Source organism: Variovorax sp. 10N432 (assembly GCF_056394465.1).
The window spans coordinates 130,757-157,145 of sequence record NZ_JBFTHX010000011.1; the positions used below are offsets into that span (position 1 = coordinate 130,757).

At 68.6% G+C, this 26,389-nt stretch carries 26 protein-coding genes; 9 read left to right on the forward strand and 17 right to left on the reverse strand.

Annotated features, from left to right (window positions below; all coding sequences use genetic code 11):
* The first annotated feature begins 5 nt into the window (after positions 1-5).
* From AC1DF3_RS15415 to AC1DF3_RS15435, 5 genes are all read left to right on the forward strand, one after another.
* Positions 6-1,115: a zinc-binding dehydrogenase gene (locus AC1DF3_RS15415; RefSeq protein ID WP_301803297.1), complete on the forward strand. Its 1,110-nt coding sequence runs from the start codon at positions 6-8 to the stop codon at positions 1,113-1,115.
* Between the two features lie 15 nt (positions 1,116-1,130).
* A complete protein-coding gene (locus AC1DF3_RS15420) occupies positions 1,131-2,297 on the forward strand; it encodes a CaiB/BaiF CoA transferase family protein (protein ID WP_478140076.1) in 1,167 nt (388 codons plus the stop codon).
* Between the two features lie 35 nt (positions 2,298-2,332).
* The gene (locus AC1DF3_RS15425) at positions 2,333-3,280 is read left to right on the forward strand and encodes a LysR family transcriptional regulator (RefSeq protein WP_478140077.1); all 948 of its coding nucleotides are present in this window, start codon (positions 2,333-2,335) and stop codon (positions 3,278-3,280) included.
* 785 nt (positions 3,281-4,065) lie between these two features.
* The gene (locus AC1DF3_RS15430) at positions 4,066-4,260 is read left to right on the forward strand and encodes a DUF2905 domain-containing protein (protein WP_286504649.1); all 195 of its coding nucleotides are present in this window, start codon (positions 4,066-4,068) and stop codon (positions 4,258-4,260) included.
* Between the two features lie 174 nt (positions 4,261-4,434).
* Entirely contained in the window at positions 4,435-5,361 is a 927-nt protein-coding gene (locus AC1DF3_RS15435; RefSeq protein ID WP_286533891.1) for an ROK family protein, read from the forward strand.
* A gap of 20 nt (positions 5,362-5,381) precedes the next feature.
* Here AC1DF3_RS15435 and cydB read toward each other — a convergent pair whose 3' ends face one another.
* The 5 genes from cydB to AC1DF3_RS15460 are packed head-to-tail and all read right to left on the reverse strand — an operon-like array spanning position 5,382 to position 11,319.
* Positions 5,382-6,389, reverse strand: coding sequence for a cytochrome d ubiquinol oxidase subunit II (gene cydB / locus AC1DF3_RS15440; protein ID WP_478140078.1), 1,008 nt, complete (start codon positions 6,387-6,389; stop codon positions 5,382-5,384).
* Positions 6,386-7,795: a cytochrome ubiquinol oxidase subunit I gene (locus AC1DF3_RS15445; RefSeq protein WP_286533889.1), complete on the reverse strand. Its 1,410-nt coding sequence runs from the start codon at positions 7,793-7,795 to the stop codon at positions 6,386-6,388. The genes cydB and AC1DF3_RS15445 overlap by 4 nt, the downstream gene beginning before the upstream one ends.
* 13 nt (positions 7,796-7,808) lie before the next feature.
* A complete protein-coding gene (locus AC1DF3_RS15450; RefSeq protein ID WP_286533888.1) occupies positions 7,809-9,194 on the reverse strand; it encodes an aldehyde dehydrogenase family protein in 1,386 nt (461 codons plus the stop codon).
* Between the two features lie 18 nt (positions 9,195-9,212).
* Entirely contained in the window at positions 9,213-9,539 is a 327-nt protein-coding gene (locus AC1DF3_RS15455) for a Rieske (2Fe-2S) protein (RefSeq protein WP_286533887.1), read from the reverse strand.
* A gap of 28 nt (positions 9,540-9,567) precedes the next feature.
* Positions 9,568-11,319, reverse strand: coding sequence for a GMC oxidoreductase (locus tag AC1DF3_RS15460; protein ID WP_478140079.1), 1,752 nt, complete (start codon positions 11,317-11,319; stop codon positions 9,568-9,570).
* A gap of 148 nt (positions 11,320-11,467) precedes the next feature.
* On the opposite strand from AC1DF3_RS15460, the gene AC1DF3_RS15465 reads away from it, so the two are divergent.
* Positions 11,468-12,106 carry a hypothetical protein gene (locus AC1DF3_RS15465; protein WP_478140080.1) on the forward strand — a complete coding sequence of 213 codons (639 nt, stop codon included), beginning with the start codon at positions 11,468-11,470 and terminating at the stop codon, positions 12,104-12,106.
* 47 nt (positions 12,107-12,153) lie between these two features.
* Here the strand turns inward: AC1DF3_RS15465 and AC1DF3_RS15470 are convergent, their stop codons facing one another.
* Positions 12,154-12,291: a hypothetical protein gene (locus AC1DF3_RS15470; RefSeq protein WP_478140081.1), complete on the reverse strand. Its 138-nt coding sequence runs from the start codon at positions 12,289-12,291 to the stop codon at positions 12,154-12,156.
* 115 nt (positions 12,292-12,406) lie between these two features.
* Positions 12,407-13,861, reverse strand: coding sequence for an aminotransferase-like domain-containing protein (locus AC1DF3_RS15475; protein ID WP_478140082.1), 1,455 nt, complete (start codon positions 13,859-13,861; stop codon positions 12,407-12,409).
* Between the two features lie 177 nt (positions 13,862-14,038).
* Here AC1DF3_RS15475 and AC1DF3_RS15480 point away from each other — a divergent pair, with 177 nt between their 5' ends.
* A complete protein-coding gene (locus AC1DF3_RS15480; protein WP_478140083.1) occupies positions 14,039-14,368 on the forward strand; it encodes a hypothetical protein in 330 nt (109 codons plus the stop codon).
* Positions 14,369-14,380: 12 nt separating this feature from the next.
* On the opposite strand, the gene otsA is transcribed toward AC1DF3_RS15480, so the two are convergent.
* From otsA to AC1DF3_RS15520, 8 genes are all read right to left on the reverse strand, one after another.
* Positions 14,381-15,766: an alpha,alpha-trehalose-phosphate synthase (UDP-forming) gene (otsA, locus tag AC1DF3_RS15485; protein WP_478140084.1), complete on the reverse strand. Its 1,386-nt coding sequence runs from the start codon at positions 15,764-15,766 to the stop codon at positions 14,381-14,383.
* Between the two features lie 82 nt (positions 15,767-15,848).
* A complete protein-coding gene (locus AC1DF3_RS15490; protein ID WP_478140085.1) occupies positions 15,849-17,717 on the reverse strand; it encodes a glycoside hydrolase family 15 protein in 1,869 nt (622 codons plus the stop codon).
* Positions 17,714-18,481, reverse strand: coding sequence for a trehalose-phosphatase (gene otsB / locus AC1DF3_RS15495; RefSeq protein WP_286533878.1), 768 nt, complete (start codon positions 18,479-18,481; stop codon positions 17,714-17,716). Before otsB ends, AC1DF3_RS15490 begins: the two co-directional genes overlap by 4 nt.
* A 62-nt stretch (positions 18,482-18,543) precedes the next feature.
* Positions 18,544-19,809, reverse strand: coding sequence for a multifunctional CCA addition/repair protein (locus AC1DF3_RS15500; protein ID WP_478140086.1), 1,266 nt, complete (start codon positions 19,807-19,809; stop codon positions 18,544-18,546).
* Positions 19,810-19,837: 28 nt separating this feature from the next.
* Positions 19,838-20,521 carry a glutathione S-transferase family protein gene (locus AC1DF3_RS15505; RefSeq protein ID WP_478140087.1) on the reverse strand — a complete coding sequence of 228 codons (684 nt, stop codon included), beginning with the start codon at positions 20,519-20,521 and terminating at the stop codon, positions 19,838-19,840.
* 32 nt (positions 20,522-20,553) lie between these two features.
* Positions 20,554-21,117 carry an MgtC/SapB family protein gene (locus AC1DF3_RS15510; RefSeq protein WP_478140088.1) on the reverse strand — a complete coding sequence of 188 codons (564 nt, stop codon included), beginning with the start codon at positions 21,115-21,117 and terminating at the stop codon, positions 20,554-20,556.
* An 81-nt stretch (positions 21,118-21,198) separates the two neighbouring features.
* A complete protein-coding gene (locus tag AC1DF3_RS15515) occupies positions 21,199-21,831 on the reverse strand; it encodes a mechanosensitive ion channel domain-containing protein (RefSeq protein ID WP_478140089.1) in 633 nt (210 codons plus the stop codon).
* A gap of 19 nt (positions 21,832-21,850) precedes the next feature.
* Entirely contained in the window at positions 21,851-23,872 is a 2,022-nt protein-coding gene (locus AC1DF3_RS15520) for a lytic transglycosylase domain-containing protein (protein ID WP_478140090.1), read from the reverse strand.
* A gap of 9 nt (positions 23,873-23,881) precedes the next feature.
* On the opposite strand from AC1DF3_RS15520, the gene AC1DF3_RS15525 reads away from it, so the two are divergent.
* Positions 23,882-24,499, forward strand: a complete 618-nt coding sequence (locus AC1DF3_RS15525) for a 5-formyltetrahydrofolate cyclo-ligase (RefSeq protein ID WP_478140091.1) — start codon at positions 23,882-23,884, stop codon at positions 24,497-24,499.
* A 21-nt stretch (positions 24,500-24,520) separates the two neighbouring features.
* Here the strand turns inward: AC1DF3_RS15525 and AC1DF3_RS15530 are convergent, their stop codons facing one another.
* On the reverse strand, positions 24,521-25,504 hold the full coding sequence (locus AC1DF3_RS15530; RefSeq protein WP_286533869.1) for a LysR substrate-binding domain-containing protein: 984 nt from the start codon (positions 25,502-25,504) through the stop codon (positions 24,521-24,523).
* Between the two features lie 141 nt (positions 25,505-25,645).
* Here AC1DF3_RS15530 and AC1DF3_RS15535 point away from each other — a divergent pair, with 141 nt between their 5' ends.
* The gene (locus tag AC1DF3_RS15535; RefSeq protein WP_286523751.1) at positions 25,646-25,957 is read left to right on the forward strand and encodes a DUF2917 domain-containing protein; all 312 of its coding nucleotides are present in this window, start codon (positions 25,646-25,648) and stop codon (positions 25,955-25,957) included.
* Between the two features lie 18 nt (positions 25,958-25,975).
* Here the strand turns inward: AC1DF3_RS15535 and AC1DF3_RS15540 are convergent, their stop codons facing one another.
* On the reverse strand, positions 25,976-26,371 hold the full coding sequence (locus AC1DF3_RS15540) for a BLUF domain-containing protein (protein WP_286533868.1): 396 nt from the start codon (positions 26,369-26,371) through the stop codon (positions 25,976-25,978).
* Positions 26,372-26,389: the final 18 nt, after the last annotated feature.

The following is a 26,389-nucleotide window of genomic DNA, read 5'->3' on the forward strand; positions in this document are numbered from 1 at the left end:
ACCCCATGACGACCCTTCCAGAATTCTCCCGCGCCGCGGTGCTCCGCAAGTTCAAGGCGCCGCTGCAGATCGAGAACGTGCCGATTCCGCGCAACGTCGAAACCGGCGCCGCGTTGGTGAAGATCGAGGCCTGCTCGATCTGCGGCACCGACGTCCACTTGTGGCAGGGCTCGCTCTCGCTCACTGTCAACCTGCCGGTCATCATCGGCCACGAGATGGTGGGCAGCGTGCTCAAGCTGGGCTACGGGGCCGACCGCGACTCGGTTGGGAACCCGCTGCGCGTGGGCGACCGTGTGCTCTACACCCACACCGCTTGCGGCAGCTGCTTCTTCTGCACCACAGCGCGCAAGCCGACACTGTGCATGAACCGGCGCGCATACATGTACGAGAACATGGAGCAGGAGCCCTACCTGCTGGGCGGCTTCTCGGAATACGGCTACGTCCTGCCGCAGGCGGGCCGCCTCAAGGTGCCGGACAACGTGCCCAACGAGCTGGCGAGCCTGTCCAGCTGCGCGCTGCGCTCGGTGATGAACGCGATGTCGCAGCTCGGTGAGATCGACCCGAGCGAGGTGGTGGTGGTGCAGGGCGCGGGGCCGCTCGGCCTGCTCGCGACCGCCAACGCCAAGGTGCGCGGCGCACGCAAGGTGATCGTGATCGGCGCTCCGGCCGCACGGCTGGAACTGGCGCGCGAGTTCGGCGCCGATCTCTGCATCTCTGTGGATGAGACTACGGCGCAGGAGCGGCTGGACATGGTGCAGGCTCTCACCGGCGGTCGCGGCGCGGACATCGTGCTGGAGTTCACCGGGGTGCCGGCGGCCTTCGTCGAGGGGCTGCATCTGTGCCGCAGGGGCGCCCGGTACCTGATCGTCGGGCAGTTGGGCGAAGGCAAGACCGAGTTCGCGCCCTCGCTGATCGTGAAGAAGAACATCACGGTGGTCGGCTCTTTCTCGGGCGATGCGCGCAGCTACTCGCTGGCGCTCGACTTCATCTCCACCCACCTCCACGACTTCCCGTTTGAAAAGATGATCACCGGGCGCTACAAGCTTGACGACGTGAACATCGCCCTGGAGCGGATGCGGAACATGCAGGAGATCAAGCCCGTGATCCTCGTCTAGGCCGGGAGCAAGAAGATGCAACGATTCGACTCCGATGCGAAGGGCCCGCTCGAGGGCGTGCGCGTGCTCGACCTGTCGCGCCTGGTGGCGGGCAACATGCTGAGCGTCTACCTGGCCGACTTCGGCGCCGACGTGATCAAGGTCGAGCGTGATGGCGTCGGCGACGACCTGCGCAGCTGGCGGGAGGAAGACCAGGACATCTACTGGAAGGTCTACGGCCGCAACAAGCGCTCGCTGGTGCTCGACCTCAAGTCGGCCGAGGGCTTGGAACGACTCAGAAAGCTGGTGCGGCACTCGCAGGTCTTCATCGAGAACTTCGTGCCCGGCGGGTTGGAGCGCATGGGCCTCGCACCCGCGTTGCTGCTCGAGCTGAATCCGGCGCTGGTGGTGGTGCGCATCTCGGGCTGGGGGCAGACCGGACCCTTCAACCACAAGCCGGGCTTCGGCACGCTGGTCGAGGCGATGTCCGGCTTCGCCTTCCTGAACGGCTACGCTGATCGACCTCCGGTGCTGCCGCCGCTGGCGCTGGCCGACATGATCGCGGGCATTTACGGCGCGGCCGGCGTGCTGACCGCGCTACGGGTGGCCGAAGGGGAAGGGCGAGGGCAGGTGATTGACCTGTCGCTGTTCGAGCCGATCTTCTCGGTGATCGCCTCGGAGGCGGCCAAGTACAAGCTCACCGGTGTGCCGACCATGCGCTCGGGCAACCAGTCGACCCATACCGCACCGCGCAACATCTACGAATGCCTCGACGGCAAGTTCGTCGCGCTCTCGGGCTCCATGCAGTCGATGGCGATGCGCATCCTCGACACCATCGGCCGGCCGGAGCTGAAGAGTGACGAACGCTTCGCCACCAACGACGCCCGCGTCGCCAACCGCGATGCCCTCGATGCGATCATCGCGGCCTTCATCGGCGCGCGGACTCAGCAAGCCAATCTCGATGCCTTCGAGGCGGCCGGCGTGACGGTCGGTCCGGTGTGCTCCGTTGCCGACCTGATCGACCATCCTTTCGTGACCGGCCGGCAGGCGATCGTCGAGATGGAGGACCGCGAACTCGGCAGCATCCCGATGCACAACATCGTGCCGCGCCTCTCGGAGAGCCCGGGCAACTTCACGCGCCCGGCACCGCGCCTCGGCGAGCACACGCTGGAGATCCTCGCGGAGCTTGACCGGTTGGCCTGATACTTGGGCGCTTGTGCAGCGTCCAGAGGCCCAAGGTGAATCTCAAGCAGTTCAGGTATTTCGTCGCCATCTCGGAGCAGCGGTCCTTCCTGCAGGCTGCGCAGGTCCTGCATATTTCGCAGCCCTCGGTGAGTGCGCAGATCAAGCTGCTGGAGGAGGAGCTCGGCGTTCAGCTCTTCGAGCGCCGCTTCGACGGCGCCATCCTCACGCCCGAGGGCCGGGATTTCCTGGTCCACGCCCGCACGGTGCTGGATGCGGTGGAGGCCGCCGCCTCGAGCATGCGGGTGCATCAGTCGTCGGAGGTGGGGTGTGTGGCGGTCGGCATTCCGGGATCTCTCACCTCGCTGCTGACCGTGCCCTTGATCCAGACGGTGCGACAGGAGATGCCGAACGTGCAGCTGCGCGTGGTGTCGGGCCTGTCCGGTCACATCGCGCGCTGGCTGCCCGAAGGCGCGATCGACTTCGGCTTGGTCTATGCGTCCTCGAGCGCGCCGGGCCTCGATCTCGAATGGGTGCTGGACGAGAACCTGTTCCTCGCCGCCCGCGCCCGGTGCGACCTCGACGGCTTGTTGGAAGCGAAGGGGCAGGTGCCGGCCAGCCGTCTGGCCGGCCTCCCGATGGTGCTGCCCGGACGCGAGCACGGGCTTCGATCGGTGGTCGAAGGGGCGCTCGACAAGGTCGGCGTCAGCCTGCACGTGACGGCCGAGGTCGATGCGACCGAGCAACTCAAGGAGATGGTGCGCCGCACCGGCTGCTTCACTATCCTCTCACTGGCGGCAATTCAGAACGATCCGTCCGAAGGCGCGCTGGTGACGGCGCGCATCGTCAAGCCGACCATCGACCGAAGGATATCGATCGCCCACACCACGGGCAGGCCGCTGTCGCGCGCCGCGCGGCGGGTCAAGGAGATCTTGAAGACCCTGTTTGCGCAGGAACTGGAAAAGGGCTGGTGGACCGACGGCAGGCGCTCTGACGGCCGCTGAGGCTGCGGCCCCGGAAGGTCGGGGAGCTTGCCCGCAATTTGAAACCTGCTCTCCGTGACGGCTGTGCCTTCGGGCCCGAGTCTTCGATTTGTCAAGGACTGGGTGTGCGGATCTCATCGAGATTGCGGACATGGTTCGATGCGCTCACCCGCGAGCCGTACACATGTATGCAGATCACTTCATGTCACCACCGAAAACGCTCGCTAAAGGCGCTGCGTACGAAAGGAAGATCACCTCGACTCGAACGCGTCGTCAAAGGCCATCCAGCGCGTATGGCAAAGCCGTGTCGCTTGCCTTGCTGTTCACCCGTATTGCGGCTGCATTTTGAATCGGGTGGCGTGCGCCACGTTTCGACTGACTGTACGTGTTCGCCGGCAGCTGTGTTCTCGTGGGAGTTGCGCGGTGGTGGACGCGCTTGGCCGCCGCTCTGTCATGGGCAGCTGCAGCAGGTCAGCAAGTTCGAGGCCTGCTGATTGACTGCACGCCACAGCAGTAGGGTCACCGGCCAGACTATCCGGATCAACGACGGCTACACCTCAAAGTAGGGGCGGATCCTAGGACTTCGAAGGAGCCCTACGGTGTCACTCTGGTGATCGGTCCGTTCAACGCGCCGCTCCGTACAAACCGCGCTGGCACGGTATGCAATGGCAATGTGGCTGCCCGTAGCGCATTCTCTACGAATCGCCGTGGTCGTGATCCAGCGACCTCCGACACTCACTCAGCTGCCCGAGGGTTGCGATAAAACAACACGCGAGGCGGCGGGTCTCTAGCCCTAAACTGCATCCATGATTCGCTGGCTGATCGTCGTCGTCCTGGCCCTGGTGCTCATGAGCGGGCTGACGGCCTGGCTGCGGCGCTTCGGTTTCGGGCGGCTGCCCGGCGATTTCGAGTTCCGTGCGTTCGGACGCGAATGGCAATTGCCGATCGCCAGCACGGTCGTTTTGAGCATGATCGCGGCCCTGGTCGCGCGATGGATATGAACACATGAGCGCAGCGCCGGGCCGCCCCAAGCAAGCTCGCGCCCCCTCGGGGGGCAGCGAGGACACGAAGTGCCGAGCGTGGGGGCACATGAGCGCAGCGCCGGGCCGCCCCAAGCAAGCTCGCGCCCCCTCGGGGGGCAGCGAGGACACGAAGTGCCGAGCGTGGGGGCACGCATGAGAGCCTGCGTGGACATCGGCGGCACCAAGATCGCCGTGAGCCTTTCCGCCGACAGCCACACGCCGCTGGTCGGCCGGCGCAGCGAACCGACCGCCAAGACCGGCGGCAACGACGCGGTGGCGCTGCAGATCCTGCGGCTGATCGACGAGGCCTGCGCCGAGCAGAACATCGCCAGCGCCTCGATCGACCGTGTCGGCGTCTCTTCTGCCGGCCCCTTCGAGATCCGCGACGGCATGGTCGAGCTGGCGTCGCCGAACATCTGCGGCGGCATCGCCGGCCCGGCGCGCGGGCTCCCCAACGAGTGGATGACGGCGCTGATCGAGGCCCCGCTCAAGCGGCGCTTCGCCCATGTGCGGGTCGAAAACGACGCGGTCGCTGCCCTCGAGGCCGAGCGCCGCTGGGGCGCGCTGCAGGGCGTCGACCATTGCGCCTTCGTCACCTGGAGCACCGGCGTGGGCGTCGGGCTGTGCGTCGACGGCCACGTGCTGCGCGGCAAGAACGGCAACGCCGGCCATGCCGGCCACAGCTTCGTGTCCGACGACGACAACCAGGCGCTGTGCGGCTGCGGCAATTTCGGCGACGTCGAGGGGCTGGTGGCCGGCAATGCGATCGCACGCCGCTTCGGCGAGCCGGCGGTCGACCTGTTCGCCGCCGCGGCCCGCGGCGAAGCCAAGGCCCTGGCCACCACCGACGCGCTGTGCCGCGTGATGGGCCGGATGCTCTTCAACCTGGTCGCCACCCTCGACCTGCAGCGCATCAGCCTCGGCGGCAGCGTGTTCTGGAACAACCGCGACTTCCTGCTGCCGCGGCTGCAGGCCCAGATCGACGGCAAGCTCGCGGCCCTGACCCGGGGCGCGGTGCTGGTGGCGGCCGGCCTGGGCGACCGGGTCGGCGACTACGGGGCGATGGCGCTGCTCGACTGAGCCTGCAACCCAGGCAGTCGCTAGCGGTAGCCGCTGCGGACCTTGCCGCGGAACACCCAGTAGACGCCGATGGTGTAGGCGGCGATCACCGGCAAGACCACCACGCCGCCATAGAACAGGAACCGCAGGGACTCCTCCGGCGCCGCTGCGCTGGCCACCGTGACCGCATACGGGACCATGTAAGGCCAGAACATCGTGCCGAGCGTCAGGTACGAGGCGCCGATGAACAGCACGGTCAACGTGTACGCGAAGCCGTCGCGGCGCGCCCGGGCGGCCGCCACCACGCCGGCCAGCGCGGCGATCGCCAGCGCGACCAGGGACCAGCCCCAGGGCCGGTCCTTCAGATGGCTTTGCGCGATCGCGCCCGCATCGACGCTCAACGACACGGCGAACGCCAGGCCGAGCACGCCGAAGACAGCCGCGGCCAGCCACGGAATACGGCGATAGGCCCAGTCGCGCAGTTCGCCTTCGCTCTTGAGCACGATCCACCCTGCGCCGAGCAACGCATAGCCGAAGACCAGGCCGACGCCGGTCAGCACCGAAAACGGATGCAGCCATTCGAAGGAGGTGCCGGCGAACTGGCCCTGCGCCACCGGAAGGCCGCGCATCAATGCGCCCACGGCGGCCCCTTGCACGAAGGCGACCACCGTTGATCCGAGGAAGAACCCCAGGTCCCACAGCCAGCGCGTCTTGACGCTGCGGTAGCGGAATTCGAAGGCAATGCCGCGGAAGATGAGGCCGACGAGCAGCAGCAGGACAGGCAGGTAGAACGCACCCAGGAACACGGCATACACCACCGGAAAGGTTGCGAACAGGCCGGCGCCGATGACCACCAGCCAGGTCTCGTTGCCGTCCCAGAACGGCGCGATGGTGTCCATCATGTGCAGGCGGTGGCTCTCTTCGCGGGTGGTGCCGAAGAGGATGCCGACGCCGAGATCGAAGCCGTCCAGGATCACGTAGACCAGGATCGAGACGGCAATGACCGCCGCCCAGAAAAGCGCCAGATCGCTGGCGGCCGCCGGGCTCACGCCGTGCCTCCGGCTCTGTCGTTGACTGGAGTGTCCGTGCGCGCGGCAACGGCCAGGGGCCGGCTGCCGGTGACGTTGGCCGTGGCCTCGGTTTTCGCGCGCGGCCCTTCGCGCAGGAGCTTGTAGATGTAGTAGATGCCGAAGCAGACGAAGAGCCAATACACCGCCACGTAGATGAGCAGCGAAGCCAGCACGTCGCTGGTCGTCAGGGAGGGCGTGACGGCGTCACGGGTTCGCAGCAGGCCGTAGACCACCCAGGGCTGGCGGCCGATCTCGGCCGTGTACCAGCCGGTCAGGATGGCGACGAAGCCGGTCGGGAACGACATGAACGCGCCCCACAGGAACCAGCGCGACGACTCCAGCCTGCCGCGCCAGCGCAGGAAGTTGCCGAGCCACGAGACCGCCAGCATGACCAGACCCATGCCGACCATCAGCCGGAAGGCGAAGAAGGGGATCAGCACCGGCGGCCGGTCTTCGCGCGGGAAGGATTCGAGCCCTCTTTCAGCGGAGGTGAAATTGCCCGAGGCGATGAAGCTGCCCAGCTTCGGGACCGAGATGGCGTAGAGATTGCGCTCGTTGGCCTCGTCGGGAATGGCGATCAGCACCTCGCTGGCGGGCTGCTCGTTCTTCCAGCGCGCTTCGATCGCGGCGAACTTGGCGGGTTGGTGCTTGAGCACGTATTCGCCGGTCAGGTGGCCGAAGAAGAGCTGGACCGGGATCAGCACCGCGGCCAGGCCGAGGCCCCAGTGCAGCATCATCCGGCCTTCGTCGAAGTGAACCCGGCGCAGCAGGTACCAGGCACCGGTCGCCGACACGCACATCGAGGTCGTCAACAAGGCGGCCAGCAGCATGTGCGGCCAGCGGACCATCTGCACCGGCCCGAGCACGATCTGCATCCAGTCGGTCGGAATGATCTTGCCGTCCACCACCGTGTGGCCGAGCGGCACCTGCATCCAGCTGTTGTTGGCGAGGATCCAGAAGGACGAGAACATCGTGCCCAGCGACACCATGCAGCACGAGAAGAAGTAGAAGCGCGGCGATACCCGGTCGCGCCCGAGCAGCATCACGCCGAAGAAGGTCGCCTCGAGCATGAAGGCCGTGAAACCCTCGTAGCCGAGCAGCGGGCCCTGGATCGAGCCGGTTTTCACGGCGAGCACGCCCCAGTTGGTGCCGAACTGGAAGGCCATGACGATGCCCGTGACCACGCCCATGCCGAAGGAGACCGCGAAGATCGGCAGCCAGAAGTCGAACACCCGGCGATAGAGCGCGTTGCCGGTCGCCAGCCGCGCCCCCTCGATCGTTGCCAGCCATGCCGCCAGCCCGATCGTGAAGGCGGGGAAGATGATGTGGAAGCTGATCAGGAACCCGAACTGGATCCGCGACAGGAGGACGGGGTCGAGGTTCACTTCGATGTCGCCTCTATGGCATCAGCTTGTTGACGGCGACGCGCTCGAGGCCGTGCTTCGCGTAAGGCGGATAGCGCACACCGGGGTCGACGGTGCTGCTGTGGTGAAGCACGCCGCGCGCATTGGTGAAGGCTTCGAAGCCCCAGCGCCCGTGGTACTTGCCCATGCCGGAGTTGCCCACGCCGCCGAACGGAAGCTCGGGAAAGAGCGGGTGGATGGCGCAGTCGTTGACCTCCGCATCGCCCGAGCGCGTGGCCGACAGAATCGTGTCGATCACCTCCTTGTCCTCGGCAAAGATGTAGAGGCCGAGCGGGCTCGGCCTGCTGTTGACCCACCGGATGACGGAGTCGACCGAATCGATCTCGAGCACCGGCAGGATCGGCCCGAAGATCTCTTCCTTCATGATCGGCGAGTCGACCGCGACGTCCACCAGCACCGTCGGCGCGATGTAGAGCTCGTCGGCATCTGTCTGGCCGCCGGCAATCGCCTTGCCGCTTCCGAGCAGCGCGGCCAGGCGATCGAAGTTGCGCCGGTTGATCACGCGTCCGTAGTCCGGACTCTGCTTGGGGTCGTCGCCGTAGAACTCGCGGATCGTGTCCTTCATGTGCTGCAGGAACTCGTCCTTCACTTCCGGCCACGCCAGCACATGGTCGGGCGCGGTGCAGATGTGGCCGGAGTTCAGGTAGCGCCCGTAGGCGATGCGCCGCGCGGCCGCCTTGAGGTTCGCCGACGAATGCACGATGGTCGGGTTCTTGCCGCCGAGTTCGAGCACGCAGGGCGTCAGGTTCTTCGCGGCGGCCTGGTGCACGATCTTGCCGACGGGCGGACTGCCGGTGAAGAAGATCATGTCCCACTGCTGCGCCAGCAGCGCGGTGGTCTCGGGGACGGCGCCCTCGACGACCGCGACCGTGCGCGGATCGAAGTACTCGGGCACGAGGCGCGCCGCGGCGGCAGCGCAGTGGGCGGCAATCTCCGAAGGCTTCAGCACGGCCGTGTTGCCGGCGGCCAGCGCCGCCACCAGCGGACCGAAGACCAGCATGAAAGGTTCGTTCCACGCGCCGATGATCAGCGACACGCCGAGCGGATCCCGGTTCACCCGGATGTAGCCGGGCTCGAACACCAGCGGCATCGGCTCGTGGAGCGGCTTGGTCCAGGTGTCGATGTGCTTGAGCGCGTAGGCGGCCTCCTTGGCGCAGTAGTCGACGTCCATCAGGTCGGCATCGTTCACGTTGCGGCGCAGGTCTTTCCAGAGTGCGTCGCACAGTTCGTCGTGGTGATCGGTGAACAGGGCCTTGACCGCTTCGAGCTGGGTCTTGCGCCACGCCACCGGGCGCGTATGCCCCTCGAGGAAGAAGGCGCGCTGGCGGGCGACGAGCGAAGCGTAGTCGGGGACGGACATGGCAATGAACTCCTGGTGTCAGGCGCGAACCCAGATTTCTCCGTTCTGCTCGCGCACTTCGTAGGTGGGGAGCGGCTGCTTCGACGGGCCACCCGCCACGCTGCCCGTGGAGAGGTCGAAGCGGGAGCCGTCGCAGGGGCACATCAGCGTCGTGCCGGTCAGGATGCCCGCCGAGAGTTGACAGCCGTCGTGCGGGCAGAGGTCGTCGAAGGCGAACAGGCTCTTGCCGACGCGAGCGACGGACACGCGCAGCTTGCGGTCGGCCAGGTAATAGGGATTGACGGACCGGTCTGGCAATCGGTCCGATGGGCCCAGGTCTCGGTACTCGACTGTCGGGTTCGCCATGCTCGTCTCCTGTGCGTCGGCCTTCGACTCAGTACGGATACTCGGGAATCACTTCGCGCTGCGGCTTGTCGAAGCGCAAGGCGCCGGGCGCCTGCGCCGGCACCGCGGGCGCGCGCGGCATGATGGGCGCCAGGCGCTGGTAGCCGGCACCCAGCGAAGGCCGCGGATCGGCGTCGCCCTTGTTCGGCCAGAACGACATTGCCCGCTCGGCCAGCGCCAGGATAGTGAGCGAGGGGTTGACCCCCGGGTTCGCGGGCATCACGCTGCCGTCCATGACATGCAGGCCCGCATGGCCGAAGACGCGCTGGTAGGGATCGACCACGCCCTTTTCATGCGAGTCGCCGATCGGAATGCCGCCGATGAAGTGCGCCGACGCCGTGCGATTGACGACTTCGAAATCCAGGGCCGCTTCGAGCCCGCCCATCCTGGCCGCGAGCCGCTTCGCGAACTCGTCGGCGGCGGGGATGTGGGTGGGCGGCGGATCGCCGGAGCCATGCCGGCTGCGCAGGATGCCGTCCTTGAAGTAGAGGTCGATCGAGGTGTCGGTGGTCTGCATGCACAACAGGGTGATCGCGCGCTCCGACCAGTGCCGTGCGTCGAAGGTCTGGCCGAGGGTCTGGACCGGATGCTCCATCAGGTGCTTGAGCCAGGTCTCCGTGGGGTGCTTCTGCGGGCCGGACGCGTAGTAGGTCGTGGCCAGCGCGAAGAAGTCGCTGCCCACGCCATAGGACACCGGCTCGATGCTGGTGTCCGGGTCAGGCCAGACACCCGAAGTGATGGCGACGCTGCCGGGCGTGATGATGAATCGGTCCGGGTCCTTCTTCCAGGCTACATAGGGTCGCGTGACCAGGATCAGCGCCTCGGAATTGGTGCGGGCCAGCTTGCCCAGCTGATCGGACAGCCCGGTGAGCTTGTCGACATGCCGCATGTGGTGCAGCAGCCGCGCCGACCCGTAGGCGTGCGCGGAGACGACGACCTGCCTGGCCGTGTAGCGATGGCGATCGACATGGGCCGCGCGCTGCACCCAGCCGGGGTGGCTGGCGATCACCTCGTAGCCGCCGCCGTCGAGTGGTGCGAGTTCGATGACCTCGTGCAGGTCATGGATCACGCAGCCGTTCTTTTCGGCCAGATAGAGATAGTTCTCCGTCAGCTTGTTCTTGGCTCCGCGGCCGCAGCCGATCATGCAGTTGCCGCAATTCACGCAGCCGGTTCGGCGCGGGCCTGCGCCGCCGAAGAACGGATCGTCGACCTCGACGCCCGGGGACCCGAAGAAGGTGGCCACGGGCGCCTTGTTGTACGTGTCGCCATGCCCCATCTCGACGGCGATCTCGCGCATCAGCCGATCCTTGTCGCTGTCCATGTAGGGCACGCGGTTGACGCCCATCATGCGCTGGGCCTGGTCGAAGTACGCGGGCATCTCGTCGTACCAGTCGGTGATATAGGACCAGTCGGGGGCGGCGAAGAACTTCTTCGGCGGAACATAGAGCGTGCTGCCGTAGACATGGGAGCCGCCGCCCACGCCGGCGCCATGCAGCACCAGCACATCGTCGAGGAAGCTGAGGCGCTGCAGGCCGTACATCTCGGCCTCGGGCTGCCACAGGTATTTCCGGATGTCCCAGTTGGTCTTGGGGATCGCGCTGTCGGGCCAGCGGCGTCCGGCTTCCATGACGCCCACCCGGTAGCCCTTCTCGGTCGCGCGCAGCGCCGCGACGCTGCCGCCGAATCCGGAGCCGATCACGATCACGTCATAGTCGAAATCGGCCATCATGACCTCGCGCATTTTTCGAATGAGGCAGTCTGTACTCGGGCACGGAACTTGAACATCCCGGTGGCCACCTAGACCACGTACGTGGCATCTGACAGCGACGCGCGCCATGGCGGCGTTTAAGCTCGACGGTGTCTCAATCCTGAACACAGGGGGTTCGGAGATGAAGCATCCCTCAGACACCGTGGCCATCGACATCCTGCTCGAGCCGGACTCGACGATGCAGGAGCATGCCGAGGCCAACAACGCTCGATTGCGCAAGGTCTTTCCAATGGGGTTCGCGCTGGACGCGACGCACCGTCCTCACGTCACGCTGGTCCAGCGCTTCGTGCGCACCGCAGACCTGGACAACGTGTATGCCGCAGTCGGCAACGTTCTCGCGGGCGTTCGGCTGGGCGACATCCGGCTGGAGGCCTTCAAGTACTACTACATTCCGAGCCAGGAGATCGGGCTGGCGGGCATCGTCGCGAAGCCCACTGCGCAACTGCTCGCGTTGCAGCAGGCGCTGATCGAGGCGGTGACGCCGTTCACGGTGGAGACCGGCGACTCGGCCGCGTTCGTCACCACGCCGGAAGACCCCGTCATCGACCCGGCGCTCATCCAGTACGTCTCGGTGTTCGTGCCGAAGGCCTCCGGGGATCACTTCAATCCGCACGTCACGACCGGGGTGGCGGCGCGCAAGTACCTCGACACGATGCTTGCCGAACCGTTCGAGCCCTTCGGCTTTTCGTTCAAGGGCGCTGCGATCTACCACCTGGGTCAGTTCGGCACGGCGGCGAAGCAGCTCAAGGCGTGGGACTGACGCAGCCCGAGGACGGCTCCAGGCCCGATGTGGACCGCGCGATCTGCTCAGCCGGTCCGCAACATGATGCGTCGTGGCCCGCGCGCGCCGTGGCGCAGGCGATCGGGCAGGCCGGCCGCGAGCGCGTCGAGGCTTTCTACGCGGACCGCATCGCCGCCGAAGGGCAGGTCGCGCGTGTCGACCAACACGTCCTTGGTGCCCAGGCGCAGGATGGTGTCCGGATGCGTGCTGCGCGGTCTCCTGGGTAAGTGGGCATTGTGGTCTCCTTGGACGGATCTGGGCTGGTACGCGCTCCGGCCCTCAAGCCGCCATCCGCACCGCCCCCGACTCGCAAGCAATCTCCCCCAGCCGCCGCAGCCCGTCCTCGATCGCGTCGGTGAAGGGCCAGCCGCAGTTGATGCGCAGGTAGTGATCGAAGCGCGACGAGTTCGAGAACAACGCGCCGGGCGCCACCAGGATCCCTTCGCGCAAGGCCCGGTCGAAAACGGTCATCGACGACAGCCGGTCGGGCAGCTCCACCCACAGCTGCAGTCCGCCCGGCGGCAGGTTCAGCCGCGTCCCGGGGGGGAAGTGCGCCGCGATGGCATCGGCCGTGCGCTCGCGCTGCTCCCGCAGGCGTTCGCGCAGCCGCCGCAGATGCCGGTCGAAGGCACCGGTGGCCATGTATTCGCCGGCGGTCCACTGCGACAGCTCCTCGTTGCTGCGGGTCTGCGTGTACTTGAGCATCTCGACCCGCCCATGCCAGCGTCCGGCCGAGATCCAGCCCAGCCGCATGCCCGGCGCCAGGATCTTGTGCAGCGAGGCGCAGTGGATCACGTTGCCCGTGCGGTCCCATGACTTGATGGCCCGCGCCGGCGTGTCGGTGTCGAGCAGTTCGCTGTAGGTGTCGTCCTCGATCAGCGCCACGCCGTGCTGCTCGCAGAGCGCGACCAAGCGCTGCTTGTGCGCATCGGGCATGACGCTGCCCAGCGGGTTCTGCAGATGCGGCACCACCACCACCGCCTTGATGTTGTCGTAGGCCTGGAGCGCCATCTCCAGGGCCTCGACCGACAGCCCGGTCTGCGGGCTGGTGGGAATCTCGACGGCGCGCATGCCCAGGCTCTCGAGCACCTGCAGCAGGCCGTAGAAGGTCGGCGACTCGACCGCCACCGTGTCGCCCGGCTGGGCCACGGCGCGCAGCGCGAGGTTGAGCGCCTCGATGCAGCCATTGGTCGACAGCACCTCTTCGGGCGCGAGCGTCATGCCCGCGCGCAGTCCGCGCCGCGCCGCGGCTTCGCGCAAGGGCGTGAGGCTGCGCGAGGGCGCGGCGGTCGTCAGCAGCGCGGGCCGCTGGCGCAGCAGCCGCATCATGATCGTCTGCAGCGCCTGCGCGGGATAGAGCTCCGGCGCACCGCGCGCCAGCGAGAAGTCGATCCGCACCTCGCCCTGGCGCCGGCGGGCGACGAATTCCGAGACCTTCGCATGGATGCCGACGTACTGCGCCGGATCGGGCGCCACATGGGCCGCGGGCTCTTCCATGGCCGCGATCGCGAGCCGGCGCGGACGCCGCACGAAGTAGCCCGAGCGGTCGCGGGCCTCGACCCAGCCTTCGCCTTCCATGGTGCGGCACAGCTGCAGCGCGGTCGACAGGCTGATGTCGTGCAGCCGCATCAGCGCCCGCAGCGAGGGCAGCTTGTCGCCCGCCTTGAGCGAGCCGGCCTGGATCGCGTCGAGGTAGTGGACGGCCAGCTGGCGGTAGAGAGGTGCCTGTTCCATGGCTCGATGCTGGCGCACGCTCCCGGTCTTAAACAGATGCAGATTCTAGAAGAATGGCCGTAACAGATGGCCATTGTCGCGCTCTGTTGTGCCCTCGAAGGGCGGCGGTTGTGCCTGTTTTCTGGGCGCCCGCCTGCCTACGATGACCCCATCCCCAACAACCTTCCGAGGTGTTCCATGACAAGCGAGCTTCACGAAACCACGCGGCTGCTGCCGGGCCAGGCGCTGCGAGTGGCGGTCGATCCCGGCCATGCGCTGTGGGTGCTGGAAGGCTGCTTGAACGTGGTGTCGCCGCCGGGATGGTTCGGCGACACCGTGTTCAGCGTCAAGACGCCGCTGCAGGCGGGCGATGTCCACGTGGTCGAGCGCGGCGGCTGGATCGAGATCTGCGCGCTGTCGCCGGCCGAGTTCCGGGCCCTGCCCGCTGCGCAGCCGGCGCCGGCCGCCCCCCTGGTGGCACGGCTGGTGCAGTTGCTCACCGGCCAGGTCGCCTGGCGCGGCCAGTAGAGGCCTGCAGGCTCAGCGCAGGTTCGCTGCCGCTCGCAGGGCGCTCAGGAAGCCCTCGCGCCACCAGTGCACGTCCTGCTCGCGGATGCGCGCCAGCAGCTTCTGGTGCCGCTCGCGGCGCTCCTCCAGCGGCATCTGCAGCGCCTGCTGCACGGTCTCGGCGGTGCCGTGGGTGTCGTACGGGTTCACCAGCAGCGCTTCCTTGAGCTGCTCGGCCGCGCCGGCGAAGCGCGACAGCACCAGCACGCCCGGATCGGCCGGGTCCTGGGCCGCGATGTATTCCTTGGCCACCAGGTTCATGCCGTCGCGCAGCGGTGTCACGAGCCCGACCGCGGCGGCGCGGCACAGGCCCGGCACGCGCTTGCGGGCGACCATGCGGTGGATGTATCGCACCGGCATCCAGTCGAGCTCGCCGTAGTCGCCGTTGATGGCGCCGCACAGCGATTCGAGCTCGCGCCGGATGTCGCCGTAGGCATCGACCGTCTCGCGGGTCGGCGAGGCGATCTGGATCAGGGTCGCGCTGCGCCGGTTCTCGGGGTAGTTGGCCAGCAGCTCGCGGAACGAGCGCACGCGCTGCGGGATGCCCTTCGAATAGTCGAGCCGGTCGATGCCCAGCAGCAGGCGGCGGCTCGAATACTCGCGCTTCATGGTCTCGTACATGTCGCGCGATTCCTTGGCGTGGGTGAGCGCGGCGAACTCGTCGACATCGATGCCGATCGGGAAGGCGTTGCAGCACACGGTCTGGCCGTAGGCGCGGTACTGGTGATCGCCGAGCAATTCCCCGTGCGCCTCGTTGCGCACGTAGTGCTCGAAGTGCTGCACGTCCTGCTGGGCCTGGAAGCCGATCAGGTCGTAGGCGAACAGCGAGCGCATCAGCCACTCGTGCTGCGGAATGGCCGCGATGATGATCTGCGGCGGCAGCGGGATGTGCAGGAAGAAGCCGATGCGCTGCTTGCAGCCCATCGCGCGCAGTTCGGCCGCCAGCGGGATCAGGTGGTAGTCGTGGACCCAGATGATGTCGTCGGGCAGCAGCAGCGGCATCAGCTTGCGTGCGAACAGCTGGTTCACGCGCCGGTAGCCGCCGATGAAGCCGGCATCGAAGTGCGCCAGGTCGAGCCGGTTGTGGAACACCGGCCAGAGCACGTCGTTGCTGTAGCCGAGGTAGTAGCTGTCGTGGTCTTCGCGGCTGAGGTCGATGGTGGCCAGCGTGACCTTGCCGGCCTGCTGGCTGTGCAGTTCTCCCTCGCCGGTCGGGCCTTCCTCGACGATCGCGCCGCTCCAGCCGAACCACAGGCCGCCGCTCTGCTGCAGGCTTTCGCCGAGCGCCACGGCAAGGCCGCCGGCAGCCGGCTTGCGCGGGTCGGCGACCCGGTTCGATACGACGACCAGGCGACTCATATGCGAGCCCCCACGTTCGGCACTGGCGTGTCCTCTCTGCCCCCCGAGGGGGCCCTCGCAACTTGGGGCGGCCCGGCGTTGCTCATATGCACGAATCCCAGGGCGCCGACAGCCTCACTGCCGCATTGATGATGCCGACCATCGAGTAGGTCTGCGGAAAGTTGCCCCACATCTCGCCGGTCACCGGGTGGGTGTCCTCGGACAGCAGCCCGAGCGGGTTGCGCGCCGCCAGCATGGTCTCGAAGATCTGCCGGGCCTCGGCCTTGCGGCCGATCTTGGCCAGGGCGTCGATGCGCCAGAAGGTGCAGATGTTGAAGGCGGTCTCGGGCTTGCCGAAATCGTCGGCGGCCTCGTAGCGGCGCATGTAGGGGCCGTCGCAGAGCGACTTCTCCATCGCCTCGACGGTCGAGATGAAGCGCGGGTCGCGGGCGTCGATCAAACCGACCTCGACCATCAGCAGCACGCTGGCATCGAGCTCGTGGCCGCCGAAGCTCTCGGCGAAGGCCTGGCGCTCCTCGCACCACGATTTCTCCAGGATCTCCTCGCGCATCCGCGACGAATGGCCGTGCCAGTAGGCCGCGCGCTCGGGCAGGTTCAGGGTGCGCGCGATCTTCGCGAGCCGGTCGCAGGCGGCCCAGCTCATCAGGGCCGAGCTGGTGTGGACGCGGGCCCGCGTGCGCAGCTCCCACATGCCGGCGTCGGGCGTGCCGTAGACCCGGATCGCCTGTTCGCCGACCGCTTCGAGGTAGGGGAACTCGTTGACCCCGGCCCGGCTCAGCAGCCGGTGGTCGTGGAAGGACTGGGCCGCGCCGAGCACGATGTTGCCGTAGACGTCGTGCTGGAAATGCTCCTGCGCCTGGTTGCCGACGCGCACCGGCCCCATGCCGCGGTAGCCGCCCAGCCCTTCGACGAAGGACTCGGGCAGCTCGGGCTCGAGCCCGATGCCGTAGAGCGGCTGGATGTGCTCGCCGTGCGAGCCGATCACCACGTTCGACAGCCAGCGCAGGTAGTCCTCCATGGTGCCGACCTCGGACAGGCTGTTGAGCGCGCGCACCACGAAGAAGGCGTCGCGCAGCCAGCAGTAGCGGTAGTCCCAGTTGCGCTGGCTGCCCGGCGCCTCGGGGATGCTGGTGGTCATCGCGGCGACGATCGCGCCGGTGTCCTCGTACAGCGAAAGCTTGAGCGTGATCGCGGCGCGGATCACGGCCTCCTGGTATTCGAACGGGATCGCCAGCCGCTTGCTCCAGGTGCGCCAGTAGGCGATGGTTTCCTGCTCGAAATGGCGCGCGGTGTCGGCGATGCCGTCGGTCAGCGTCTCGTCGGCGCCGAGCACGAAGTTGTGTTCGCGCGAGAGCACGAAGGGCTGGCGCGACAGGATGTGCGAGACCGAGGCATCGGTGTTGAGCCGCAGCGTGAATTCGGGCCCGACGTACCGGATGTGGTTGCTGCCGCGGGTGATGACCGGTGGCTGCGCGCCCCAGTTGAAGCGCGGTGCCAGCGACACGCGGATCCGCGGCGTGCCCTTGATCGGCTTGACCCGCCGCACCATCGTGAGCGGACGGAAGTAGCGCGAGCGGCTGTGGAAGCGCGGCGCCAGGTCGGTGATCTCGATCCCCTGGCCGGCGCTGTCGTAAAGCCGGGTGCGCAGCACCGCGGTGTTCGGCTCGTACCACTGCGTCGACGAGGCGAAATCCTCGATCTCGATGGCCCAGGCGCTGGCGTCCGCACCGGGGTCGAGCAGCGCGTTGAAGACCGGGTCGCCATCGAAGCGCGGCAGGCAGCACCAGACCACGCGGCCGCGGGCGTCGACCAGGGCGCTGTAGGCGCAGTTGCCGATCACGCCGACATCCAGCGAGGCGGGCGCCGGCGGACCGAAGCCCCCTGGCGCGGGCGCCGGGGAGGGGCCCGCGTGGTCTTCTGCGGCGGCGGCCTCTGCGGTGGCGGATGTCATTCGTCGGTCCTTTTCGGGGTTTCTGGAAGGGGCGGCGAGGCCAGCTGGTCGCGGGCCGCGATCAGCCACTCGAACACCGCCCGCGGCGAGTCGAGCCGGTGCAGTGCCTGGCTGGGACCGGAGCCCACCTTGATCGCGATGCCGCCGCGCGGCTGGACCACGGCGAAGCCGTTCTCGTCGGTGGTGTCGTCGCCGGCGAACACCGGGACCCGGCCGGCGAACGGCGCCTCGTCCATGAAGGCGGCGATCGCGCCGCCCTTGTGGATGCCCGCGGGCTTGACCTCGAAGACGAACTTGCCGTGCATCAGCTCCAGCTGCGGCTGGTCGAAGATGATGCGCGCCATGGCGTCGCGGCAGACCGCCTCGAGCTGCGGTGCGAGCCGGTAGTGCAGGGCGATGGCGGCGTGCTTGCGCTCCACCAGCAGGCCTTCGTGTACCCGCGCCAGTTCGTTGGCGGCATCGAGGACCCGCGTCAGGTCGGGGGCGCGCTGCTCCTGCATCCGACCTTCGGCGTCGCGGCGCTGGACGCCGTGCTCGCCGGCGGCGGGCAGTCGCAGCGGGGCCAGGAAGCGGTCGAGGACGTCGATCTGGCGCCCCGAGACGACCGCCAGCGCGCCGCCAAGCAGATCGCGGAGGTCGCCGAGCAGCCCAACCATCGCGGGTGGCACGTGGATCGCCTCGGGCGTTTCGGCGAGGTCCACCAGCGTGCCGTCGAAGTCGAGGAACAGGGCCGCGTCGGGCGTGAGTCGGGGAGGCTTCTGCATGGAGGGAAAACCATAGCAGAGTCGCGCGCCGCGGCGCGTCGGCCAATGTCCCTATTCGGAACTCAGGGTGCGGGCAATGCGGCCGCGACCGCCGCGACCCGGGCCCGAGCGATGGCCTCGCCGATCTTCGGGCCCGCGGCCCCGTTGGCCTGCGCTTCGCGGGCGATGGGCTCGGTGGCCACCCCCCGCGCCGCCGCCAGGGCGGCCAGGAGGCGGGGGCGCGGCGGATAGGGCGTGTCCTCCAGGCCGAGGCGCCCCCGTGCGTCGCACTCGCAGGCCAGCAGCACCTCGTCGAAGCGCTCGGGCTTGCGGAATGCATCGCAGCGCTCCAGCAGGCGGACGATGGCGGCGGCGTTCAGGTCGCCGCTGCGATGGATGTTGCCGTGCTCGCGCGCCACCACGTCGGCCAGCTCGCGCACTTCCACCGGCACCCGCCAGCGCTCGCAGACCGCGCGCAGCAGCCGGGCGCTGCGCTGCTCGTGGCCGATGTGGCGCGGCAGCGCGTCGGCCGGCGTCGTGCCCTTGCCGAGGTCGTGCACCAGGCAGGCGAAGCGCACGCCCAGCGGCGCCGCGAGCCGGGCCGCCATGTCGAGCACCATCATGAGGTGCACGCCGGTGTCGACTTCGGGATGGTGCGCCTCGGGCTGGGGCACGCCCCACAGGCGGTCGACCTCGGGCAGCAGCACCGCGAGGGCGCCGCAGGCGCGCAGCAGCTCGAACATGCGCGAGGGCCGGCCTTCCATCAGTCCGCGCGCGAGTTCCTGCCAGACCCGCTCGGGCACCAGGGCGTCGGCCTCGCCGGCCGCGACCATCTCGCGCATCAGGGCCAGGGTCTCGGGCGCGACGTCGAAATCGGCGAAGCGGGCCGCGAAGCGCGCGACCCGCAGGATGCGCACCGGATCTTCGCGGAAGGCCTCGGTCACGTGGCGAAGCTGCTTGCGCTGCAGGTCGCGCTGGCCGTGGAAAGGGTCGACCAGGTCGGCCGGGTCGATGTCCAGCCGGTCCGACGCGGCGAGCCTGTCCGCCGGCAGCGCGATCGCGTTAATCGTCAGGTCGCGCCGCGCCAGGTCCTGTTCGAGCGTGACGTCGGGCGCCGCGTGGACCACGAAGCCGCGATAGCCCGGCGCGCTCTTGCGCTCGGTGCGCGCCAGGGCGTATTCCTCGCGGGTTTCGGGGTGCAGGAAGACCGGGAAGTCGCGCCCCACGGGCAGGAAGCCACGCGCCGCCATCTGCTCGGGCGTGGCGCCGACCACGACCCAGTCGTGGTCGCTGCCGGCGCGGCCGAGCAGGGCATCGCGGATCGCGCCGCCGACGAGATAGGTTTGCATGCCGCGAGTCTAGGCGCAGCAGGCGGGCTCAGCGGCCGCTGCGATAGGGCTCCTCGAAGGGAAGGAAGTCCTTCTCGGCCAGCGCGTCGTCGATCCAGGCCTTGACGCCCGGCAGGGCCTGCACGCGTTCGATGTAGGCCGTGATGGCGGCAGGCACCGGCAGGCCGTAGGTCTTGATGCGGGTTCCGACCGGCGCGAAGTAGGCGTCGGCGATCGTGAACTCGCCGAACAGCATCGGACCGCCGTGCTGGGCCAGCAGGTCGCCCCACATCTGGACGATGCGCTCGAGATCGGATTTCACCTCCGGCTGTTCGCGCAGCAGCCGGGCGCCGACTTCGGGCAGCGAGGCCTCGATGTTCATGCCGCAATGGCCGCGCAGCCCGCCGAATCCCGCGTGCATCTCGGCGCAGATGCTGCGCGCCCGGGCGCGATCGGCCGTCGCCTGCGGCCACAGCTTCTTGTCGGGATGGGTCTCGGCCAGGTACTCGGCAATGGCCAGGGTGTCCCAGACCACGAGGCCATGGTCGACCAGCACCGGCACCTTGGCGACCGGGTTGAGCGCGCCGATGGCGTTCTTGAATTGCGAGCCGGCGTCGAAGGAGTCGAAGCGCACCATCACTTCCTCGAACGGGATGCCGGCCTGCTTCATGAGCACCCAGGGCCGCATCGACCACGACGAGTAGTTCTTGTTTCCGATGTAGAGCTGGGTCATGAAGGGCCTCCGGTGATGCAAAGCCCTCAATGCTAGCGGCGCCCGGCCGCGTCGTCCGGCGGAGCGATCACGCGGGGCTTGGCGCCGTTGTCGGCGGGCGGCCCGACCACCCGTTCGATCAGCGCCACCAGCCGGGGCACCAGCGCCAGCACCGCCAGCGCCAGCAGGGCGCTGAGCACGGCGGTCACTTCGCGCCCGAGGCCGCAGGCCATGCCGATCGCGGCCGTCATCCACAGGCCGGCCGCGGTCGTGAGGCCCTGCACCTGCTGCTCGTCCCGGCCCTGCTTGAGGATGGTGCCGGCGCACAGGAAGCCGACGCCCGCCACCAGGCCCTGGATCACCCGGCTCATGTCGGCCGGCTCGATGCCGGCCTGCTGCGGCACCAGCACGAACATCGCCGAGCCTATCGCCACCAGCATGTGGGTGCGCACCCCGGCAGCCTTGCCGTGCTGCTCGCGCTCGAAGCCGAGCAGGAAGCCGAGCACCGAGGCCAGCGTGAGGCGCACGGCGATGCGCAGCACCTGCGGGAGATCGGGAACGTCGGAGAACTCGGCGGCGAGCACCTCGGTGGTCGCCGCCCAGACGGAGGCGGCCATGCTGCGGGCGGAAGTCGGGGTGGCCGAAGTGTCGCCGGGCGGCGCGCGCCCGACTGTAGGACGGCGGCACTTTCGCGCCGCTCAGCCGGGCGGGGCCTCGGTGGAGGGCCGTGGCGTCAGGTCGACGGTGCGCGGCAACGCGGGGGCGCTGCCGTGCCAGCGGCGCACGGCGCGCTGGAAGAACATGCTGTTGGGGATCTTCAGCGTGGTTCCGCCCTGCGCGCTGCCGCTTTCTTCCAGCGTGGTGAAAACCAGGTTGATGTCGAGCACCCGGCCCTTGAGGCCGGGCTTCTCGCCGTTCTCGAGCACTTCGATCGTGTCGCCGGGCCAGAACATCCGTGTGGTGAAGATCAGCAGCGCGCAGAAGATGTTCGACAGCACGCTCCAGGCGGCGAAGAAGGCCACCGCGCCGACGGCGGCGAAGCTGGTGAAGGCGGTCCAGAGCACGGTGCCCGAGACGCCCAGCCGCTCCAGGCCCCAGAGCAGCGCGCCGCCGTAGATCAGGAAGGCGACCGTGCGCCGCGTGACCAGGTCGACGTTGCCCGGCAACGCATAGCCGGTGGTCACGCGCTCGATCAGGCGCCGCGCGAAGCGCACCAGGAGCCAGGCGCCCAGCAGGATCAGCGCCACCTGCGCCAGCGGGACGATGACCTCGAGCCATTCGATGGCCCAGGGAGGGAGCTGGGCGCGCAGGCCCTGCAGGGTTCGGTTCATTGCCCGGTTCGCGAGCGCCTCAGGGCAGGTCCTTGTTGGGCTCCGGCTCGGCCGCATTGCGCGGCCCCACGTTGCCCAGCCGCGACTTGAGCGACTGCGGCTGGCCGCTGATCACGGCGGCGTAGTTGGTGGTGTTCGCGAGCACCTTCTTGACGTAGTCGCGGGTTTCGTTGAAGGGCACGTTCTCGGCCCAGATCGCGGCTTCCATGGTCGGTCCGTTGCGCCAGCTGCGCGGCCGGCCCGGGCCGGCGTTGTAGGCCGCCGCGGCCAGCGCCATCGAGCCGTCGAAGTCGTCCAGCGCCAGCTTGAGGTAGTTGGTGCCGATCGTGATGTTGGTGTCGCGGTCGGTGATCTGGCCCGGCGTGAAGTCGGCCAGCCCGATCTTCTTGGCCGTCCAGCGCGCGGTGGCGGGCATCACCTGCATCAGGCCGGAGGCGCCGACGCCCGAGCGCGCGTCCATGATGAAGCGGCTCTCTTGCCGGATCAGGCCGTAGACGTAGGCCGGGTCGAGGCCGATCTCCTGGCTCTTGCGCAGCACGGCGTCGTGGAAGGGCATCGGGAAGCGCTGGTCGACGTCGATCACGCCCTTGGTGCGCTCGCTGGTGTTGATGCAGCGGTCATAGACCTCGCGCTGGCAGGCCAGGTCGGCGGCGGCCAGCAGTTCGCGGTCGCCCATGCCGCCCTTGTCGTGCAGGTTGGTGGCGTAGTTCCATTCGCGCGTGCCTTCGGGGCGCAGCCCGATCGCGATCGCGTAGAGCGCGCGGTTGAGCGCCGGGTTGCTGCGGGCGGCGGCTTTCTCTTCCGGCGTGAGCGGCGCCGGCCTGGTCGGCACGGCGGCGCGCTGGCCGAGCTCCTCGAGCGCCAGCAGCTCGTAGAAGCCGCGGGTCCCGGCGATGCTCTCGAACAGGATGCGGGCCTGGGCCCGGCGCTCTTCGCCGCCGCCGGCCAGCAGGGCGCGGCCCTTCCAGTAGACCCAGGTCGGGTCTTGCTGCTGCGCCACGCTCATGGCGTCGACGGCGGCCTGGACGTCTTTCCAGCTGCCGGTGCGCAGCGCCGCGCGGGCCTTCCAGGCCAGCATGTCGTCGGTCAGGTCGCCGAGCTTGGTGACGTTGGCGAAATAGCTGCCGGCCAGCGGCGACAGCTTGGTCGCGAACTGGCGGCCGATGGCGCCCCAGAGCCAGTTGCGCTCCTCGGTCGACAGCGTGGTGTCCCACTTGCCCTCGAGCTGCGCGGCGGCCACGCCCGGATCGGCGACGGTCATCTTGATCAGGGCCAGCACCACCAGCTCGCGACGCGACTTGGCGACCGCGGTGGCGCGGCCGGCCAGGAACTTGACCGGGTTGGCGTTCATTTCGTCGAACAGGGCGATGGCGTCGGGTGCCACCAGCATGACCGCGGCGCGGGCTGCCTGCGGCCGGTTGGCCTCGATCGCCAGCCGGGCCTTCTTCCAGGCGTCGTTCGGCGACATCAGGCGAGCGCCGATCATGCGGTCGGCGGCGGTCAGGCAGCCGTCATCGAGATCGCGCTGGGCGAACCAGTGGCGACGGACCTCGTCGGCCTGGGCCTGGCTGGCGGTGCCCGAGCGCAGGGTCTCGACCAGGATCGCATAGCAGCTCACCTGGGCATCGTCGTTCATGCGGTAGGCCGGGTGGAGGCTGCTGAAGCTGTCCCAGTCGCGGCGCTGGCCGGCCAGCAGCAGCCAGTCGTTGCGCATCCGGTCTTCCTGGTAGGTGCCGGCGTAGCGGGCCAGGAAATCCTGTACTTCCTGGGTGCTGCTCTCGCCGAGCCGGGCCTTCAGCTCCCAATAGGCGGCCCAGGGTTCGAGCGCATGGCCGCGCGCCTGCGGCAGCAGGGCCGACAGGCGGGCCTTGTCGCCGCGCTGGGAGGCCTGCTTCATTTGCAGCAGGACGTCGTCGCCGCCGCTCTGCGCACGGGCCGGCTGCCACAGGGCGGCGGTGGCCAGGACGAGCGAAAAAGCGAGGGTGGAAAAAGAGGTGCGGGGAAGGCGCCGCGCGGGTGCCAAAATGCTTGCGAACTGCATCGGGGGATTATGGACAAGTCAAAGGGTGCCGACACCTCGGAAACGGCCACTTTTCTCAAGGGACAACTGCGTGCCGCGCTGATCGAGCAGCGCCTGGCCATGCCCGACCGCCTCGCGCGCGCCGACCTGCTCCAGCGCGTGATGCGGATCTGGCTGGTGGGCCGGCCGGACACCGTCATCGGCGCCTATTGGCCGATCAAGGGCGAATTCGATCCGCTGCCGGCGTTGCACCGCTGGAAGGAAGACGGCGAGCTGCTCGACGAGCCGCAGCGCCGCCGCATCGGCCTGCCGGTGGTCGACCGGGTCCACAAGACGCTGACTTTCCATGCCTGGTATCCCGGCTGCCCGATGGAGAACGACGCCTTCGACATCCCCAAGCCCAAGGACACCGAGCTGATCGTGCCGACGCTGTTGTTCGTGCCCTGTCTGGGCTACAGCGCGGGCGGCTACCGGCTGGGCTACGGCGGCGGCTTCTACGACCGCACCCTGGCCGCGCTGGAGCCGCGCCCGTTCACGGTCGGGCTCGGCTACACCGGCGGCTTCCTGGATGATTTCGAGCCGGAAGCGCACGATCTCCCGCTGGACGCCATCCTGAACGACAACGGCGTCGTCTGGCCGATCGGCTGATCTCGGGCCGGGCCACGCTTTTCAGTCCAATTGGTCGACGGTGTCGGGGTCCGGCACCTCGCCGATCGTTTCCCGGGTCGTCTCGGCCTGGGCCTGCAGCCACTCGCAGAAGGCCTGGATCTCGGGCCGGGGCGCGCTGCGCGGGCCGGTGATCAGCCAGTAGGCCATCGGCGAATCCATGCGGTGGTGCGGCAGCACCTCGACCAGGTCGCCGTTGGCCAGGCTCTCGGCGATCAGCGAACTGCGCGCCAGCACCACCCCCTGGCCGGTCAATGCGGCCTGCACCATCTGGTAGGCGTAGTTGAAGTACAGCCAGCGCCGCGGCTGGGCCCGCAGCATGTCGTTGACCTCGAACCAGCGGCGCCAGGTCAGCCATTCGAGGTGCGTGCGATGGGCGTCGCCGGCCTCGATCAAGGTGAAGCGGGCGATGTCGGCCGGCGCCTTGATCGCCGGGTTGCTCTTGATCAGCCAGGGGCTGGCCACCGGCGTGATGGTTTCGCCGAACAGCCGGTGCGCGCCCGGCGGCATGTGCTCGCGCGGCCCGTAGCGCAGCGCGATGTCGACGTCGGCGATGTCCATGTCGAGCGCGACGTCGCTGGCGTCGATGCGGATGTCGATCTCGGGGTTGTCGCGCTGGAAGGCCTCGAGGCGCGGGATCAGCCACATCGACGCGAACGAGGCGAAGGTGGTGAGCGAGACGCTCTTGCGGCCCGCGTTCTGGCGGATCTGGCGCACCGCGCCGTCGATGCGCGGCAGCGACTGCTGCACCGCCAGCAGCAGCTGGGCCCCGGCGCCGGTGAGCTCCACCGCCCGCGTATGGCGCAGGAACAGGCTGACGCCGACCTCTTCTTCGAGCGACTGGATCTGGCGGCTGACGGCCGACTGGGTCAGGGCCATTTCCTCGGCGGCGGCGCGGAAGTTCAGGTGCCGGGCGACCGCCTCGAAGGCGCGCAGGTGGCCGGCCGAGATCGGCCTGGAACGCAGATGGGTCTGGGAATGGAGCACGGGACGGGCCTCGGCCGAAGGTGGATTGATGCGAAACCGGAATCAGTAGGCTACCGCGTTTTCATTGGACCGCCAACGAGCCGAGGAAGATCATTCATTCCCGAAGCGCGCCTTTGCGCACAGTCACCTCAGGAGTCCCCCATGTCCGCCGTCTACACCTCGCCCTCGCTTTCGTCCGCCACCCTGGCCCGCCCGGCTGCCGTGCCGCCGGCCGTGCGCCGCGGTGCCTGGCAGCTCGATGCCGGCCACGCCATGAGCCTCAAGGCGTCGGGCGCGAGCGTGCTGCGCATCCGCCAGGGCCGGGTCTGGGTGACCCGCGACGCCACCGCCCATGCCGGCAGCGAAGACCTGGTGCTGGCGCCCGGCGAGTCGCTGGCGGTGGCCGCCGGCGAGCGGATCGTGATGGAACCGTGGGACAGCCACGGCGCCACCTACAGCTGGGACGCCGCCTGAGCCTCGAGCGCCCGAGGCTCAGCCGCCGATGTCGAAGCGTGGCCGCAGCGCGAGGAACCGCTGCAGGGCTTCACCGCCCTGCAGTTGCGCGATGCCGGCCAGGTCGTCCTCGAACTCAACCTCGGCCAGCCCCATTTCGAAACGCTGGTAGCGCCGGGCGGCCACGCTGCCCTGGTGCAGGACGCGCACGTCGGTATGGCGCGGGTCGGCTTGAAGCCTCGCCCACAGCGCGCGCAGCGGCTCCGCCGGCCCCTCGATATGCTCGCAGAACCGCATGCCGTCGAACACCAGGATGCCCGTGATGCCCGCGCTGGCGTTGCGCGAACGGGCCTGGGTCACGATACGGCCGACGACATGGGTGGGTTGATCGGCTGCCAACAGGCTGCAATAGAGGATTTCTTCGAGTTCCGGCATTCTTTGTCCGAGGGAGGG

Bases quoted from the DNA above. Each gene is read 5' to 3' on its own strand.
- AC1DF3_RS15520 (WP_478140090.1), bottom strand. From the start codon at position 23,872: ATGCAGTTCGCAAGCATTTTGGCACCCGCGCGGCGCCTTCCCCGCACC.
- otsA (WP_478140084.1), bottom strand. From the start codon at position 15,766: ATGAGTCGCCTGGTCGTCGTATCGAACCGGGTCGCCGACCCGCGCAAG.
- AC1DF3_RS15540 (WP_286533868.1), bottom strand. From the start codon at position 26,371: ATGCCGGAACTCGAAGAAATCCTCTATTGCAGCCTGTTGGCAGCCGAT.
- otsB (WP_286533878.1), bottom strand. From the start codon at position 18,481: ATGCAGAAGCCTCCCCGACTCACGCCCGACGCGGCCCTGTTCCTCGAC.
- AC1DF3_RS15460 (WP_478140079.1), bottom strand. From the start codon at position 11,319: ATGCGCGAGGTCATGATGGCCGATTTCGACTATGACGTGATCGTGATC.
- AC1DF3_RS15510 (WP_478140088.1), bottom strand. From the start codon at position 21,117: ATGGCCGCCTCCGTCTGGGCGGCGACCACCGAGGTGCTCGCCGCCGAG.
- AC1DF3_RS15435 (WP_286533891.1), top strand. From the start codon at position 4,435: ATGAGAGCCTGCGTGGACATCGGCGGCACCAAGATCGCCGTGAGCCTT.
- AC1DF3_RS15500 (WP_478140086.1), bottom strand. From the start codon at position 19,809: ATGCAAACCTATCTCGTCGGCGGCGCGATCCGCGATGCCCTGCTCGGC.
- AC1DF3_RS15465 (WP_478140080.1), top strand. From the start codon at position 11,468: ATGAAGCATCCCTCAGACACCGTGGCCATCGACATCCTGCTCGAGCCG.
- AC1DF3_RS15450 (WP_286533888.1), bottom strand. From the start codon at position 9,194: ATGTCCGTCCCCGACTACGCTTCGCTCGTCGCCCGCCAGCGCGCCTTC.
- AC1DF3_RS15455 (WP_286533887.1), bottom strand. From the start codon at position 9,539: ATGGCGAACCCGACAGTCGAGTACCGAGACCTGGGCCCATCGGACCGA.
- AC1DF3_RS15535 (WP_286523751.1), top strand. From the start codon at position 25,646: ATGTCCGCCGTCTACACCTCGCCCTCGCTTTCGTCCGCCACCCTGGCC.
- AC1DF3_RS15525 (WP_478140091.1), top strand. From the start codon at position 23,882: ATGGACAAGTCAAAGGGTGCCGACACCTCGGAAACGGCCACTTTTCTC.
- AC1DF3_RS15515 (WP_478140089.1), bottom strand. From the start codon at position 21,831: ATGAACCGAACCCTGCAGGGCCTGCGCGCCCAGCTCCCTCCCTGGGCC.
- AC1DF3_RS15420 (WP_478140076.1), top strand. From the start codon at position 1,131: ATGCAACGATTCGACTCCGATGCGAAGGGCCCGCTCGAGGGCGTGCGC.
- AC1DF3_RS15505 (WP_478140087.1), bottom strand. From the start codon at position 20,521: ATGACCCAGCTCTACATCGGAAACAAGAACTACTCGTCGTGGTCGATG.
- AC1DF3_RS15475 (WP_478140082.1), bottom strand. From the start codon at position 13,861: ATGGAACAGGCACCTCTCTACCGCCAGCTGGCCGTCCACTACCTCGAC.
- AC1DF3_RS15490 (WP_478140085.1), bottom strand. From the start codon at position 17,717: ATGACATCCGCCACCGCAGAGGCCGCCGCCGCAGAAGACCACGCGGGC.
- AC1DF3_RS15415 (WP_301803297.1), top strand. From the start codon at position 6: ATGACGACCCTTCCAGAATTCTCCCGCGCCGCGGTGCTCCGCAAGTTC.
- AC1DF3_RS15430 (WP_286504649.1), top strand. From the start codon at position 4,066: ATGATTCGCTGGCTGATCGTCGTCGTCCTGGCCCTGGTGCTCATGAGC.
- AC1DF3_RS15480 (WP_478140083.1), top strand. From the start codon at position 14,039: ATGACAAGCGAGCTTCACGAAACCACGCGGCTGCTGCCGGGCCAGGCG.